The organism is Parvularcula dongshanensis, assembly GCF_014199615.1.
Taxonomy (GTDB): Bacteria; Pseudomonadota; Alphaproteobacteria; order Caulobacterales; family Parvularculaceae; genus Parvularcula; species Parvularcula dongshanensis.
This window is the reverse complement of sequence record NZ_JACHOB010000006.1, coordinates 139,953-153,879: the sequence shown is the minus strand read 5'-3', so window position 1 is coordinate 153,879 and position 13,927 is coordinate 139,953. Positions and strand designations below refer to the sequence as shown.

10 protein-coding genes and 1 tRNA gene are annotated in these 13,927 nt (G+C 66.9%); 8 read left to right on the top strand and 3 right to left on the bottom strand.

All coding sequences use genetic code 11. The features are described from left to right. Nucleotides 1-110: 110 nt before the first annotated feature. The 4 genes from GGQ59_RS13090 (at nt 111) to GGQ59_RS13075 (ending at nt 4,390) form a co-directional block, all read left to right on the top strand. The gene (locus GGQ59_RS13090) at nt 111-1,796 is read left to right on the top strand and encodes an ABC transporter ATP-binding protein (RefSeq protein WP_183819340.1); all 1,686 of its coding nucleotides are present in this window, start codon (nt 111-113) and stop codon (nt 1,794-1,796) included. Beyond that, nucleotides 1,793-2,695, top strand: a complete 903-nt coding sequence (locus GGQ59_RS13085; protein ID WP_183819338.1) for an EamA family transporter — start codon at nt 1,793-1,795, stop codon at nt 2,693-2,695. Before GGQ59_RS13090 ends, GGQ59_RS13085 begins: the two co-directional genes overlap by 4 nt. Further along, complete coding sequence (locus GGQ59_RS13080) at nt 2,692-3,363, top strand: N-acetylmuramoyl-L-alanine amidase (protein ID WP_183819336.1); 672 nt, start codon at nt 2,692-2,694, stop codon at nt 3,361-3,363. Before GGQ59_RS13085 ends, GGQ59_RS13080 begins: the two co-directional genes overlap by 4 nt. Nucleotides 3,364-3,721: 358 nt before the next feature. Then, a complete protein-coding gene (locus GGQ59_RS13075; protein WP_183819334.1) occupies nt 3,722-4,390 on the top strand; it encodes a PilZ domain-containing protein in 669 nt (222 codons plus the stop codon). A gap of 80 nt (nt 4,391-4,470) precedes the next feature. Here the strand turns inward: GGQ59_RS13075 and rpoD are convergent, their stop codons facing one another. Continuing rightward, the gene (rpoD, locus tag GGQ59_RS13070) at nt 4,471-6,462 is read right to left on the bottom strand and encodes an RNA polymerase sigma factor RpoD (protein WP_183819332.1); all 1,992 of its coding nucleotides are present in this window, start codon (nt 6,460-6,462) and stop codon (nt 4,471-4,473) included. Between the two features lie 30 nt (nt 6,463-6,492). Next, complete coding sequence (gene dnaG / locus GGQ59_RS13065) at nt 6,493-8,352, bottom strand: DNA primase (RefSeq protein WP_183819330.1); 1,860 nt, start codon at nt 8,350-8,352, stop codon at nt 6,493-6,495. 129 nt (nt 8,353-8,481) lie between these two features. On the opposite strand from dnaG, the gene GGQ59_RS13060 reads away from it, so the two are divergent. The 3 genes from GGQ59_RS13060 (at nt 8,482) to GGQ59_RS13050 (ending at nt 12,235) form a co-directional block, all read left to right on the top strand. Next, nucleotides 8,482-9,060 carry a PilZ domain-containing protein gene (locus GGQ59_RS13060; RefSeq protein ID WP_281373860.1) on the top strand — a complete coding sequence of 193 codons (579 nt, stop codon included), beginning with the start codon at nt 8,482-8,484 and terminating at the stop codon, nt 9,058-9,060. Nucleotides 9,061-9,297: 237 nt separating this feature from the next. Beyond that, nucleotides 9,298-11,490, top strand: a complete 2,193-nt coding sequence (locus GGQ59_RS13055; RefSeq protein ID WP_183819326.1) for a TonB-dependent receptor — start codon at nt 9,298-9,300, stop codon at nt 11,488-11,490. Nucleotides 11,491-11,554: 64 nt separating this feature from the next. Further along, nucleotides 11,555-12,235, top strand: coding sequence for a Fe2+-dependent dioxygenase (locus tag GGQ59_RS13050; RefSeq protein WP_183819324.1), 681 nt, complete (start codon nt 11,555-11,557; stop codon nt 12,233-12,235). On the opposite strand, the gene GGQ59_RS13045 is transcribed toward GGQ59_RS13050, so the two are convergent. Next, entirely contained in the window at nt 12,232-13,284 is a 1,053-nt protein-coding gene (locus GGQ59_RS13045) for a bile acid:sodium symporter family protein (protein ID WP_183819322.1), read from the bottom strand. The genes GGQ59_RS13050 and GGQ59_RS13045 overlap by 4 nt on opposite strands. Nucleotides 13,285-13,472: 188 nt before the next feature. Between GGQ59_RS13045 and GGQ59_RS13040 the strand changes: the two genes are divergently transcribed. Further along, nucleotides 13,473-13,562, top strand: a tRNA-Ser gene (locus GGQ59_RS13040). Nucleotides 13,563-13,927: the final 365 nt, after the last annotated feature.

The following is a 13,927-nucleotide window of genomic DNA, read 5'->3' as shown; positions in this document are numbered from 1 at the left end:
TGTCCGATCGGTCCAAAGTCGCACGAGAACACGGACCGTCCGCAGCCTTCCGGCTGTGGGCCGGCTTCCTTTCGCGTCACCGAGCCAAACTTGTCCTCGGCGTTCTATGCATGATCGGGCTCGCCGTCGCGGAAGCGGGCCTTCTCGGCGTCACGCAGTGGGTCTTCGCCGGTCTCGACGCGGAACGCGAGGCGGGAACGTTCGGCGCGGCGGGTCCGCGTACCGTCATGGTCTGGGGACCCGTCTTCCTCCTGGTGCTCGGTGTCCTGCAAGCGGTCCTGTTCTACGCCCAGGCTGTGCTGACCCAGGGCGCCGCGGTCGGGACGCTGCGCGACCTGCAGCACGCCATGTTCGCCAGGATCGGCACGCTCGACCTCGCTCAGGTGACGGGCGAGGGGGCAGGGCCCTTGGTCAGCCGCTTCACAAACGACATGACCGTCCTGCGCGAAGGGCTGACGCGGGCCCCGAACGGCCTGCGCGATGCGATCAGGTTGGCGGTCGTCACCGCCTACCTCGCCTGGTTGGACCCTGTCCTCTTCGTGGCGGTGCTCCTGGTCTACCCCACGGTAGGCCTGCCGGTGGCGTGGCTCGGCGGCAGGGTGCGGCGGGTCGCACGACGGGTTCAGGCCCAGATCGGCGACATGACCGGTCTTCTGACCGAGAGTTTGCGCGGCCAGCGCATGGTCAAGACCTACGGCCTCGAACGCCGCGAATCGGCGCGCCTCGGCCAAGCCTTCGACGAGCGCGCCTCGCTGCTGATGCGGCTCGTGCGGCTTCGCGCGGCGAACGAGCCTATCATCACCGTCGTGGGCGCCGTGGCCTTCGCCGTCATCGTCGGCGTCGCGGCGTTCCGGATCGGGCAGGGGGATCTGACCGGCGCCGAGCTTGTGACGTTCCTCATCGGCATGGCCCTCCTGTCTCAGCCCGCCCGCGGTCTCGGCACGCTGAACGCGGTTCTCCAGGAGGGAATGGGCGCGCTCGAGCGGGTACTCGGGGTGCTGGACCTCGAGGGGACGATCCGGGACCGGGCGGGAGCGCAGCCGCTGCGGCTCGACGGGCCGCCTACATTGTCGTTCAGGGACGTCACCTTCGCCTACCAAGGCGAACCGGCGCTTCGGGGCTTCTCGCTGGACGTGCCTGCCGGGGCGACGGTCGCGCTCGTCGGTCCATCGGGCGCGGGAAAGTCGACCGTGTTCGCCCTCGTCCCACGCCTCTTCGAGCCGCAAGGCGGAGAGATCCTGATCGCCGGCCAGGAAGTCCGGTCGGTCCGTCTCGCCAGCTTGCGCGCCGCCGTGGCTCTGGTCGGACAGGATGCCGTCCTCTTCGACGAGAGCGTCGCGGAGAACATCGGCTACGGGCGCCTCGAGGCGACCGACGCACAAGTGCGCGAAGCGGCGCGCGCGGCCGCTGCGGAGGGGTTCGTCACAAACCTTCCTCGAGGCTACGACACGAAGGTCGGCGACGCGGGGGCGTCGCTATCGGGCGGACAGCGCGCGCGGATCGCTCTCGCCCGCGCCTTCCTCAAAGACGCACCGCTCCTTCTCCTCGACGAGCCGACCGCCGCGCTCGACGCGGAGTCGGAGCGTCTGATCGAAGAGGCGCTCGCGCGCCTTTCGAAAGGACGGACGACGCTCGTCATCGCACACCGCCTCTCTACGGTCAGGGACGCGGACCTCATCGCGGTGGTGGACGAGGGCCGGGTCGTCGAGCAGGGGACGCATGACGAACTCCTCGCTCAGGGCGGTCTCTATGCCCGCCTCGCTCGCCTTCAGCTCCGTGAGGAGGCCCCCGCGTGAAGCCCGCTTACATCGCTCTGCTCATTGGAATCACGCTGGCCTGGGGCCTGCACTTCACGGTCGTGAAGGCCTCGATCGACGGCATGCCGCCCTTTGCCTACGCCGCGGCGCGAATGGGGCTCGTCGCGCTACTGCTCACGCCGTTCAGGCGTTGGCATCCGGGCAGGATGGGGGGCGTGGTGCTTGCCGGGGCGTGCTTCGGCGGGCTCAACTACGCCTTCATGTTCCACGGCCTCACCCTGACTACGGCAAGCGTGTCGGCGGTCGTCATCGAGTCCTACGTGCCGATCGCGACGCTGTTTTCCATCGTCTTCCTGAAGGAGCGCGTCGGCTGGCGCCGCTTGCTGGGCATGTCCGTCGCGCTGGGCGGCGTCATGGTGATCGCGACCGGACGCTCGGACGCGACGGGCAGCGACAACCTCGCGCTCGGCGCCGCGCTCATCGTCCTCGCCGCGACGTCGGAGGCGGCGGGCGCGATCTTCGTGAAGCGGCTCGAAGGGATCGAGGCGCTCGACCTTCTCGCTTGGTTCGGGGTGGTTGGCTTCGTCCTGACGGGTACGTTGTCGTTCTTCTTCGAGGAGGGGCAGCTCGCGCCCGTGACCGGACAGATCGACTGGCTCCTGCTCGGTGCGCTCGCCTACTCGGTGCTGGTCGCCTCGATCTTCGGTCACGCCAGCTACTACTTCTTGATCCAGCGCGTTCCCGTCAGCCAGCTCGCGCCTTCGGGCCTGCTCTGCTCGTTCTTCGCGGTCGGCTTCGGCGTGCTCCTCCTGGACGAGCCGCTGAGCGGCCGCTTCCTCGTCGGCGGCGCCATGACCCTCGCCGGGGTCGGCTTCGTCCTCCTGCGCGAGTCGGCGAAGTCCGCCCCCCCGCCCGAAGCGCTCGCGGAGGCCCCATGATCGACGCGCCTTCGCCCAACCACGATGAGCGCGGCGTGCCCGTCTCCATGGTGGTCCTGCACTATACGGGCATGAAGACGGGCGCCGAGGCGCTCGCCCGGCTTCGCGATCCCGCAGCGAAGGTCTCCGCTCACTACATGGTCGAGGAGGACGGTAGGCTCTACCGCCTCGTGCCGGAGGAGCGGCGGGCGTGGCACGCGGGCGTCGCCGAGTGGCACGGCCGCCGCGACGTCAACGCGATGTCGGTCGGGATCGAGATCGTCAACCCGGGACACGAGTTCGGCTATCGCGACTTCCCCGAAGTCCAGATGCAGACGGTCCTAGAGCTTCTGCGCCAGATTCGCCGCCGATACGACGTCGCGCCGGAGAACGTCGTCGGCCACTCCGACGTCGCGCCGGACCGCAAGGACGATCCCGGCGAACGATTCCCTTGGGATCGGCTCGCGAGGGAGGCGCTAGCGCTCGCCCCCTGGGACGGGCGCGCGCCGGACGACGTGCCGGAGGCGCCCGAAGCGCTGCGACGGCTCGCTCGGCTCGGCTACGGCGTCGAGGCGTTCGGCTCTGGGCCTTGCGTCACCGCCTTTCAGCGCCGCTTCGCACCGACGCTGCTGGGCGAGGGGCTCGGGAGACGAACGCGCGCCGCGATCGGGGCGGTGACGAACCGCTAGGCCGCGAGGGCACCCATATGCAGGAGCCCCCATGCCAAGATCGCGAGGAAGAGCACGAAGCCGATCCCATACATGCTGCGCCGTTTCATCGTGCCTCCTTTTCGCCGCTTTTTCGTCCGGTTTAGGCCGACGCCTCGGACAGCCCGATCGTAGCGAACGTTACCCCGCGTAAACGACTGCCGGTCCGCGCGCGAGATGCGTTCGCTCGCCTCAATGATTTTCAACCGGGATTCTCCGCGTTATAGTAAACATCAAGTAAACGCGCATGGGGCAATAGTAATCACGCTAAGGTGTGATGCAATTGGGGCGGCTTTGTGTCACCACTCTTCTCGAGAAGGAAACAAACAAGGGCAGAGACATGACCAGCATTGAAACCGCCGCCGTCCCCTCGATCCTTGGCGTTCCGCGCACCACGGACATGTCCGAAGGCGCGATGCCGATCACGATGCTGACCATGGACGGCGAAGAGCTCGACGGCACGCTCATCCAGCTGAACGACGACCTCCGCACGGTGATCATCCGGTCTTCTCACATGCCGGCCCTCGACGATGCGGTCGTCTTCTATCTGCAAAGCGGTATGCGCTTCGTCGGGGTCTGCGTGTCGGCCGGACGAGGCGAGGCGACGCTTCGCCTCCGCGTCTCGCTTCGCGACAAGGCCGCCCGGCTCGAGGACATCGCGCCGAACGTCCGCCAACTGCGCCGCGAAACGCGTCACGAAGCGTGCGAGGAGGGCTGCGACCTCGTGACGGCAGATGGCGACCGTCACCCCTGCCGCATCCTCGACATGTCGCTCTCCGGCCTCTTCGTCGAGACGGACATCAAGCTTTCGGTCGGCGACAACGTCTCGATCGGCCGCCTAACGGCTCGGGTCGCCCGGCGCGCCACGGCCGGTTACGGTCTCGAAGTGCTCCGCTCGCCGGGCAGCGTCCGCGACGAGGTTCGCAAGGCGGCGAGCGCGTCCCAAGAACGCGCAGCACGCTTCGCGGCCTTCCGCGCGCCGGGAGCCGACATCCGGATCAGTGCATAAGAGTTGCGGTGGGGGGCGCGGCGCTTCGGAGAGAGCGACGCGTAAAGAAGAAGGGCGGCCTCGGGCCGCCCTTCTGATTCCTAGTTGTCGAGGAAGCTGCGCAGCCGCCGCGAGCGGCTCGGGTGCTTGAGCTTGCGAAGCGCCTTCGCCTCGATCTGACGGATCCGCTCTCGCGTCACCGAGAACTGCTGACCGACCTCCTCGAGGGTATGGTCTGTGTTCATGCCGATGCCGAACCGCATGCGCAGGACGCGTTCCTCACGCGGCGTTAGCGAGGCGAGCACCCTGGTCGTCGTCTCGCGCAGGTTCGACTGAATCGCCGCGTCGATCGGCAGGACGGCGTTCTTGTCCTCGATGAAGTCGCCGAGGTGGCTGTCTTCCTCGTCGCCGATCGGCGTCTCCAGGCTGATCGGTTCCTTGGCGATCTTCATCACCTTGCGGACCTTCTCCAGCGGCATGGACAGCTTGGCGGCCAACTCCTCGGGCGTAGGCTCGCGGCCAATCTCGTTGAGGATCTGACGCGAAGTACGGACGATCTTGTTGATCGTCTCGATCATGTGGACCGGGATGCGGATGGTGCGCGCCTGGTCCGCGATCGAACGGGTGATCGCCTGACGGATCCACCAGGTGGCGTAGGTCGAGAACTTGTACCCGCGGCGGTACTCGAACTTGTCGACCGCCTTCATGAGGCCGATGTTGCCCTCCTGGATGAGGTCCAGGAACTGCAAACCGCGGTTCGTGTACTTCTTCGCGATCGAGATCACGAGGCGTAGGTTCGCCTCGACCATCTCCTTCTTCGCGATCCGTGCCTCACGTTCGCCCTTCTGCACGGTCTGTACGATCCGGCGGAAGTCCTTGACCGTAAGGCCCGTCTCCTGGCTGAGCGTGCCGATCTCGTCGCGAAGCGCGACGATCTGCGGCTGGCCCTTCTCGGTGAAGGTCTTCCAGCCGCGGCCCTCGTAAGCCGAAACGCGCTCGAGCCAGTCGGGGTCGAGCTCGTGGCCGAGGTAGGACTGCAGGAACTCCTGACGATTGACCCCGTAGCTGTCGGCGAGCCGCACGAGCTTGCCTTCCAGCGCCATCAGCGAACGGTTGATCGCGTAGAGCTGCTCGACCAGCGCCTCGATCCGGTGATTGTGCAGGCGGACCGAGCGGACGCGCTCGACGATGTCCTTCTGCAGCTTCTTGAGGCGCTTGACCTGGTTCTCCGACAGGTCCTCACCGCCGAGCTGCAGCTCGATCTGCTGGTCCTGAAGGCGGCGCAGCTTCTTGAAGTCGTCGGCGATCTCCTGGAACGTCTGCATGACGCCTTCGCGGAGCTCGGCCTCCTTCGCGGAGAGCGACAGGTCGCCCTCGTCGAACTCGTCCTCGTCCTCGCCGGTCTCGGCCGCGCGCGCTTCTTGCTCGCGCTGAACCTGCTCGGCGACTTCGGGCCGGGTCATGTCGGGGCGGCTCTCCGGCCCCCCGCCATAGGTCGCGTCGAGGTCGATGATGTCGCGCAGGAGGACGCGGCCCTCCTCGAGCTCTTCGCGCCAGACGGTGATGGCCTCGAAGGTCAGCGAGCTCTCGCAGAGCGCGCGGATCATCGACTCGCGGCCCGCCTCGATGCGCTTGGCGATCGCGATCTCGCCCTCGCGGGAGAGGAGCTCGACCGCGCCCATCTCGCGCAGGTACATGCGGACGGGGTCGTCCGTGCGGTCCGAATCCGCCTTGGTGTTGGTGGTGACGGTGGCCGCCGTCTCCTTCTTGGCGACGGCCTTGCCTTGCGGCGCCTCGTCGTCGTCGCCGTCGTCCTCGTCATCCGAAGACGACGACTTCGCCTGCGCGTCGTCCTCGTCGGGCTCCTCGTTCTCGGTCACGTTGATGCCCATGTCCGAGAGTTGGGCCATGATGTCTTCGATCTGCTCGGAAGTGTACTCTTCTTCCGGCAGGACGGCGTTCAGCTCGTCATAGGTAACGTAGCCCTTCTTCTTCGCCGTCTCGATCATCTTCTTGACCGAGGCGAGGTTGAGATCGAGGACGGGGCGGTCGCCGTCCTCTTCGGGCTCTACGGCCTTGTTTGTCTTGCTCATGAAGCGGTCCCGTAGCTCGCGCGGAGGGTGTCACCCGTCCGTTTCGTCGTCGTCAGGCTTGTTCTCGGCGAGGAGCCTGGCTCTATGGTTAAAAGCGTCAAACCAGGTCCTCTCGCGTCCCGTGTCCAAATGGGCCTCGGCAGCGGCCTCGGCGACCTCGCCCTCGAGGTCGCCCTGATACCGGTCGATGGATAGCGCGTTCAGCCATCCTTCCTCCGCCGCGTCGTAAGGCGCCGCCTGAGACGTAAACCGCGCGAGCCGAACGAGCGGATGCTTCGACCAGCGCTGATACACCTCGGCGGTTCCAGGACTCGCAAGCATGTGCGAACGCAGGGCCTCACTGTCAAGCGATCCCGATTCCGTGATTCGTCCCACGGCGTGCATCAGTAAGCCTCTCAGCCCTTCGTCCTGCACGTCGAGATCGAGCACCGCCGCCTCGTGGTTCGTGAAGAGGGCAGGGTGGTGAATGAGGGTGACGATGAGCTGCGCCTCGCGCACCGCGTCCTGCGGAATACCTGCGCCGAGGCGCGCCTTGAGGGCCGGCGAGACGGTGGGCGCGTCACGGCGACGGCGGAACTCCGCCGGTGATAGCCAGGCCTTGCGCCCGGGGGCGGCAGGTGCCGCCGGCGCAGCGCCAGCGCCGAGCTTGCCGCGCAGGAACTCCGCATAGGCCTCGTTGACGTCCTCGTCCTTGATCTGCCGCACGAGGTCCCAGGCGGCGCGCTTGAACGCGGCGGCCTCCTCAGGCGTGCCGCGGGCATGGCTCTCGACGTGGCGCGTCCAGAGGACCTCTGCGAGAGGCTGCGCCTTCTCGACGACGCCGTCGAACGCGGCCTTGCCGTCGCGGCGGATGAGGTCGTCGGGGTCCATGCCCTCGGGCAGGAAGGCGAAGCGTAAGGACTTGCCCGGCGTGAGCAGGGGAAGCGCCCGCTCCGCCGCCCGCCAGGCCGCCGCTTGTCCGGCCCTGTCACCGTCGAAGCACAGGACAGGCTCGTCCGAAGCGCGCCAGAGAAGGGTGAGCTGGCCTTCGGTCAGGGCGGTGCCGAGCGGCGCGGTCGCGGCGTAGCCGACGCCTGCGGCCGCGATCACGTCCATGTAGCCTTCGGTGACGAGTAGCGGCGCGCCGCCGCCGGCGCGTCGGCGGGCGCGGGCGAAGTCGTAGAGGACCGCCGACTTGTGAAAGAGCGGCGTTTCCGGCGAGTTCAGATACTTGGCCTTCGCGTCCTTCGAGAGCGCCCTGCCGCCGAAGGCGATCACGCGGTCCTTGCTGCCGAGGATGGGGAACATCAACCGGTCGCGGAACCGGTCGTAGGTCGAGCCGTCCTCCAGCTGGATGACGAGCCCCGCCTCGATCAGGAGAGGTTTGGGGAAGTCCTTGTTCAGGAGGTGGTCGAGAAGGGCGGTGCGGCTCTGCGGTGCGTAGCCGAGGCCAAACGCCTCGCGCTCGCGCTGCGCGACCATGCGGCGGTCGAGATAGGCGCGCGCGTCCGCGCCCTCGGCCCGGCCGAGCATGACCCGGAAGAAGCGCGCAGCCTCCGCGCAGGCCTCGGCCAGTCCCTTGGCCCGTTCGGCCCGGCGCTTCTCCTCCGGTGTGTCCTTCGGCACCTGCAGGCCGGCTTCCTCGGCCAGGCGCTCGACGGCTTCGGGGAAGCTGAGCTTCAGATGCTCCATGTAGAAGCCGATGACGTCGCCGTTCTTGCTCGACGAAAAGTCGAACCAGCGCGCCTTCTCGTCGTTGACGAAGAAGCTCGGCGTCTTCTCGGAGGTGAAGGGGGAAAGGCCGCGCCACTCGCGCCCCTCCTTCTTGAGCTTCACGTATCGGCCCACGACGTCGGACGCCCGTAAGCGCGACCGCAACTCGTCGAGAAAGTCCGGAGTGAAGCTCGCCATCACGCGAAGTTAGGCGGTCGGGTGGCGCAGCGCGAGGGGCGATCGGTCTGAACAACTCGCCGCCCGGTAGAGACAACCTGAAGTCGCATCTTTACGCCGCGCTAAGACTAAGACCCGTAGCTTACCCCCATGATACCGCAGCGATCTCACAATAAACGCCAGACCGATCGCGTCGCGTTGCACGTCCCGGTCAAACTCCTGATCGACGACGTTCAGTACGAAGGCGAAGTCATCGACGTCTCGCTCAGCGGCGTGTCGGTGAACTGCAACGTCAGGCCGGCGATCGGGGCGAAGGTGATCGCTTACGTCGAAGGCATCACCCGGTTCGAGGGAACCGCTGCGCGCCTGTTCAAGGGCGGCTTCGCCTTCTCCTACGACCTTCCTCAAATGAAGCGTGAGCGCGTCGCCAGGAAACTCGCCGAGCTTTCCGGGCAACCTCTGCCGTTCGAGGCCGCCGCGCCGCAGCCGAAGCCCAAGACGGTCGAAAGCGACGAGCGACTGGTCCGCTTCGCGGATGGGCGCGAAGGCATCTGCCGGATCCTCGATGCCTCCGTCGTCGGTCTCACGCTCCTCAGCCAACACCGCCCGCCGGTCGCATCCGAAGTGATCGTCAACGACAACCCGGCCAAGGTCGTGCGCCATACCCGGGACGGCTTCGTGGTCGAGTTCACGCGCTACTGGCAAGCGGTCGCGAGCCGCTCCTGGTAGAGCCGCGACGGCGCGGTGTCGGGTAGGTAAGCCGCTCCGCCGGATCGAAGGCACCGCGCGTCGCTCGACGCCTCGCGACCTTCCTCAGTCCCGCTTCCCGCTCATTGTTCGGTGGCATCCGTAGCGCTAGCCGCGTGGTCGATGCGCGTTTGATAATTATTCTCAGTTTGGGGGTTGTCGCCGCCACGAGATTGCTTCATCGCGATTGCGAGTAATTCGCATGAACGAGGTGGAGCAATGCCGATCGACAACCGATGCCAAGCCGGCCGAGTCTTCTCGGGCACGGCGCTCGCGCTCTTCGCGGCGGGGGCTGGAGGTGTCGCGCAGGCCGGCGGCGAGAGCAGCGTCGCGGAGGCCCAAGACATCATCGTCGTCGAGGGCGAAGGATTCGAGAAGCTGGCGCCCGATTCGCCGAAGTACACCGCCGACCTCATCGACACGCCCCGGTCCGTCACCGTCATCGGTGAGGATTTCCTGCAGAACGTCGCCGCCTCCTCGCTCACCGACGCGTTGCGGACGGTGCCGGGCATTACCATGGCGATGGGCGAGGGCGGCCAGCCTTTCGCGGACCGTCCCTTCATCAGGGGCAGCGAGTCGACCTCCGGTTTGCTGATCGACGGCCTGCGCGATTCGAGCGCCCAGTCCCGCGACGTCTACAACCTGCAACAGATCGAGGTCTCGCGCGGCCCGAACGGCGCCTTCGCAGGTCGCGGCGCGCCCGGGGGCAGCATCAACCTCGTCACGAAACGTGCGGGGGCAGACGACTTCGTCGAGGCGTCCGCCAAGTACGGGAACGCCGAACAGAAGCGAGCCACGGTCGACGTGAACAAGGCGCTGAACGACGTCGTGGCGATCCGCCTGAACGCGATGTGGCAGGATGCGGAGATCCCCGGACGGGACGGCGTCTACGACGACCGGTGGGGAATCGCACCGACGATCACGGTGGGCCTCGATGGCCCGACCCGCCTCGACGTGTCCTACGAGCACTACGAGGGCGACGGCATCATCGATTACGGGCATCCGTTGTCGCTGGATACCGGAATGCCCGTCGAAGGTATCGATCGCGACAACTTCTACGGCCTCTTCGCGCGGGACTTCCACGAGACCGAACTCGACTCGGGCATCGTCGAGATCTCGCACGAGTTCGGCGACAACCTTCGTCTTCGGAACATCACGCGCCTGGCCCGCTCGTCCAACGCCTACATCGCATCCAACCCGGACGACAGTCAGGGGAACGTCGCGAACGGGCTGGTCGCCCGGATCGTGAAGAGCACCGATTCCGTGACCGACACGCTCGTCAACCAAACCGACCTCACCGCCCAGTTCGCGACCGGCGGCCTCGGTCACAGCGTTGCGGCGGGCGTCGAGTTCTCGACGGAAGATACCGACCGCGCGACCTACGACGTGGAACAGGTGGCAGCCGACGGAGAGCCGATCGGGCGGGGCGAATGCGACCTCGTCGGCGCGGGCGCGCCGAGCGGCTACAGTTGTACCGACTTGTTCAATCCGAACCCGAACGATCCCTGGACCGGAGCGATCACGTTGAACGATCCGACGCGCACCGAGGCGGATACGTTCGGCGCCTACGTCTTCGACACCGTCACCGTCACCGATCAGCTCCTCTTGAACGTCGGCTTGCGTTACGACGACTTCAGTACGCAGACCTCGACCGGCCTGTCGAACGACGACGACTTCCTGACCTATCAGGCCGGGGTCGTCTTCAAGCCCCGCGAGAACGGCAGCGTCTACGCATCGTTCGGCACCTCCGCGAACCCATCGGGGGTGACGGTCGGCGACGGCTCGGAGAACCTCTCCGAGCAGGACCAGAACCTCGAGCCGGAGAAGGGCCGGAACTACGAACTCGGCACCAAGTGGGCGTTCTACGACGAGCGTCTGTCGGTCGAAGCCGCGGTGTTCCGGACCGAGATCGTCGACGACCACGTCGCGATCGAACCAGGGCGCGGGGCGCCGCAGGACGCCGTCGGCAAGACGCGGGTGCAGGGCGTCGAACTGAGCGTGATCGGGCAGATCACGCCGATCTGGAGCGTCTTCGCCGGGTACAACTACCTCGACTCCGAAGTGGTCGATGGCGGGCCCGTCGGCGAGGACACGGAGGGCAACCGCCTGCCGAATACGCCCGAGCATTCTGCCAGCCTTTGGACGGTGCTCGCGCCGACGACGAATCTGAGCTTCGGGGGCGGTGCCCAGTACCAGTCCGAGCGCTTCGGCAACACGGACAACACGCGCAGCGTGGACGGATACTGGCGGCTCGACGCCTATGGCAGCTACCGGTTCACGGACAACGTGGTGCTGCAGCTGAACGTTCAGAACCTGACCGACGAGCGCTACTACGACCGCGTCTACGCGGCCCACATGGCGACGATCGCGCCGAGCCGTTCGATCTCCGGAACGCTTCGGGTAGCGTTCTGACGTCAGGACAACGCCTGTCCGCGCCGCGACGCGGGCAGGCACGATGCGACAAGGAGGCCTCTTTATGCTCGTTCAGGTCCCGGACGTTCTAAGCGCGAAGGAGGTCGCTGCCCTCAGGGGCCTGATCGACGCCGGCGAGTGGGTGGATGGAAACGTCACGTCCGGTGCCCAAGCCGCGTCCGCGAAGCGGAACGAGCAGCTGCGTGACGGAACCTCCGCCGGGCGCGAGGCGGGCGCCTTCGTCCTCGACGCGCTGCAGCGCTCGCCGACGTTCCTTTCGGCGGCGCTCCCGCACAAGGTCTACCCCCCGCTCTTCAACCGTTACGCCGGGGGGCAGCGCTTTGGAAACCACGTCGACAACGCGATCCGTCCTCTGCCCGGCAGCGATCAGCGGATCAGGACGGACGTATCCGCGACGCTATTCCTCTCGGACGCGGACTCCTATGAGGGCGGGGAGCTGCTGATCGATGACACCTACGGCACGCACGCGGTGAAGCTGCCCGCAGGGCACATGGTCGTCTACCCGTCGAGCAGCCTTCACCGCGTCGCCCCCGTGACGCGCGGCGTGCGGGTGGCGTCGTTCTTTTGGGTGCAGAGCATGGTCCGTGACGACGGCGCACGGACTTTGCTCTACGAGCTCGACCGTTCGATCCAGTCCCTCTACCAGCGCCATCCGGAAGAGGAGGCCGTCGTCGAGCTGACGGGCGTCTACCACAACCTCATTCGCCGCTGGGCCGACATCTAAAGGGCCGGCTTGCCCGCGTTGCCGCGCGATGCGGCGCGGGCGTAGCGCTGTGCGAGCGACGCGCAGGCGATGAGCTGGAGCTGATGGTAGATCATCAGCGGCAGGATGACGACGCCGCCGAGGCCCGTTCCTGCGAAGACGACCTGGGCGATCGGCGCGCCGTTCGCGAGGCTCTTTGTCGAGCCGCAGAAGACGACGGCCACCTCGTCCTCTCGCGAGAGCTTCAGCGCCCTTGTCGTCGCTATGACCGATGCGAGCGCCGCTGCCAGGAGCAAGGCGACGAGGAGGACCGTCGCGGCGAGTTCGCCGATGCCGATCGTCGACCACAACCCTGCGGCCGTGGACGACGCGAAGGCGGTGTAGACGATCAGCAGGATGACACCGCGATCGACGAGGGCGATCCGCTTCTTGTGGCGGGTGATGAACCCCCCGATCAGGGGCCGGGCGACCTGACCCGCGACGAAGGGCAAAAGGAGGACGCGAGCGATGTCCGCGACCGCGCTGCCGAGCGAGGGGCCTCCCCCGCCGGAGACCTGAACGAGGCGCAGCAAGAGGGGGGTCAGCACGAGGCCGATGAGACCGGAGAGCGAGGCGTTGAAGACGGCGATCGGCACGTTGCCGCGCGCGACGCCCGTCAGCGCCACGGCGGAGGAGATCGTGGAGGGCAGGGCGGCGAGGAAGAAGAAGCCCAGTCTCAACGTATCGCTGAGAAGGCCGCGCGTCGCGAGGTAGAGAAGAAACCCGATAGCGGGGAACAGAAGGAAGGTCGTCCCCTGGATCAGCGCGTGGATGCGCCACCGCTTCGCGTTTTCGACGATGACGGCTGTGGGGAAAGCCGCACCGTGAAGGAAGAAGATAAGACCGATGCCGATCTGCGTCAGGCGGTGCAGATCGAGAGGGCCGCTCGTCTTAGCGCCCGGGCTCGGAAGCAAGAGCGCGAGGACGACCGCTGCGAGTAGCAGGAGGACGAAGGGGTCGGGCTTGAACCGCCTCGCCAGCGCTGCGGGGGAGCGATTCACCGAGGGATTAGGGGAGCTCGTCGTGGTCATGCCGAAATCCTGTCGCTCCGGGCCGCGAGCGTTACCGACCGCGCTGCCCTTAACAAGGACGACCGCGCGACGGGATCTTTCTCGAACAGACGAACAGATCTCCCTAAACGCCCAATCCGGCCTTGCACCTGCCTCACCACCCCGCTACCTCACGCCCCGGCCAGCGGGGCAGCCCGCGAAGACCTCGCGGAGAGGTGCCGGAGTGGTCGAACGGGGCGGTCTCGAAAACCGTTGTGCGGGCAACCGTACCGTGGGTTCGAATCCCACCCTCTCCGCCATTCATACTTCCTACGTCATCGTTTTGGTTGAGCGAGTTCTGCGTCTCGGCCCAAGCCTTACGGGTCTTACGCTCCCCTTCGGTGCTGCGTCTCGTGTCGGGCACGACCGGATAGCGGGCGCGGTACGCTTCTACGCTGGCGCAGCTACGGCCTCAGTCGCCCAGACGACGCGAACGCGCCTCGGCGCCCCTCGCTGAGCCAGCGGGCCGGACTGCCGGTCTTAGCGTGACCAAGCCGGCAGGAGATCGCGTGCCGGCTGCGGTTCGAAGTCGAGGCGGCGTTTGGAACGCCTGAACCGATGGACCGCATAGGACGAGGAGGGCACGGGATCGTCTCGGTCCAGCCCGAGGAAGACCGAGCGTGCT

Bases quoted from the DNA above. Each gene is read 5' to 3' on its own strand.
- GGQ59_RS13090 (WP_183819340.1), top strand. From the start codon at position 111: ATGATCGGGCTCGCCGTCGCGGAAGCGGGCCTTCTCGGCGTCACGCAG.
- GGQ59_RS13080 (WP_183819336.1), top strand. From the start codon at position 2,692: ATGATCGACGCGCCTTCGCCCAACCACGATGAGCGCGGCGTGCCCGTC.
- GGQ59_RS13075 (WP_183819334.1), top strand. From the start codon at position 3,722: ATGACCAGCATTGAAACCGCCGCCGTCCCCTCGATCCTTGGCGTTCCG.
- rpoD (WP_183819332.1), bottom strand. From the start codon at position 6,462: ATGAGCAAGACAAACAAGGCCGTAGAGCCCGAAGAGGACGGCGACCGC.
- dnaG (WP_183819330.1), bottom strand. From the start codon at position 8,352: ATGGCGAGCTTCACTCCGGACTTTCTCGACGAGTTGCGGTCGCGCTTA.
- GGQ59_RS13060 (WP_281373860.1), top strand. From the start codon at position 8,482: ATGATACCGCAGCGATCTCACAATAAACGCCAGACCGATCGCGTCGCG.
- GGQ59_RS13055 (WP_183819326.1), top strand. From the start codon at position 9,298: ATGCCGATCGACAACCGATGCCAAGCCGGCCGAGTCTTCTCGGGCACG.
- GGQ59_RS13050 (WP_183819324.1), top strand. From the start codon at position 11,555: ATGCTCGTTCAGGTCCCGGACGTTCTAAGCGCGAAGGAGGTCGCTGCC.
- GGQ59_RS13045 (WP_183819322.1), bottom strand. From the start codon at position 13,284: ATGACCACGACGAGCTCCCCTAATCCCTCGGTGAATCGCTCCCCCGCA.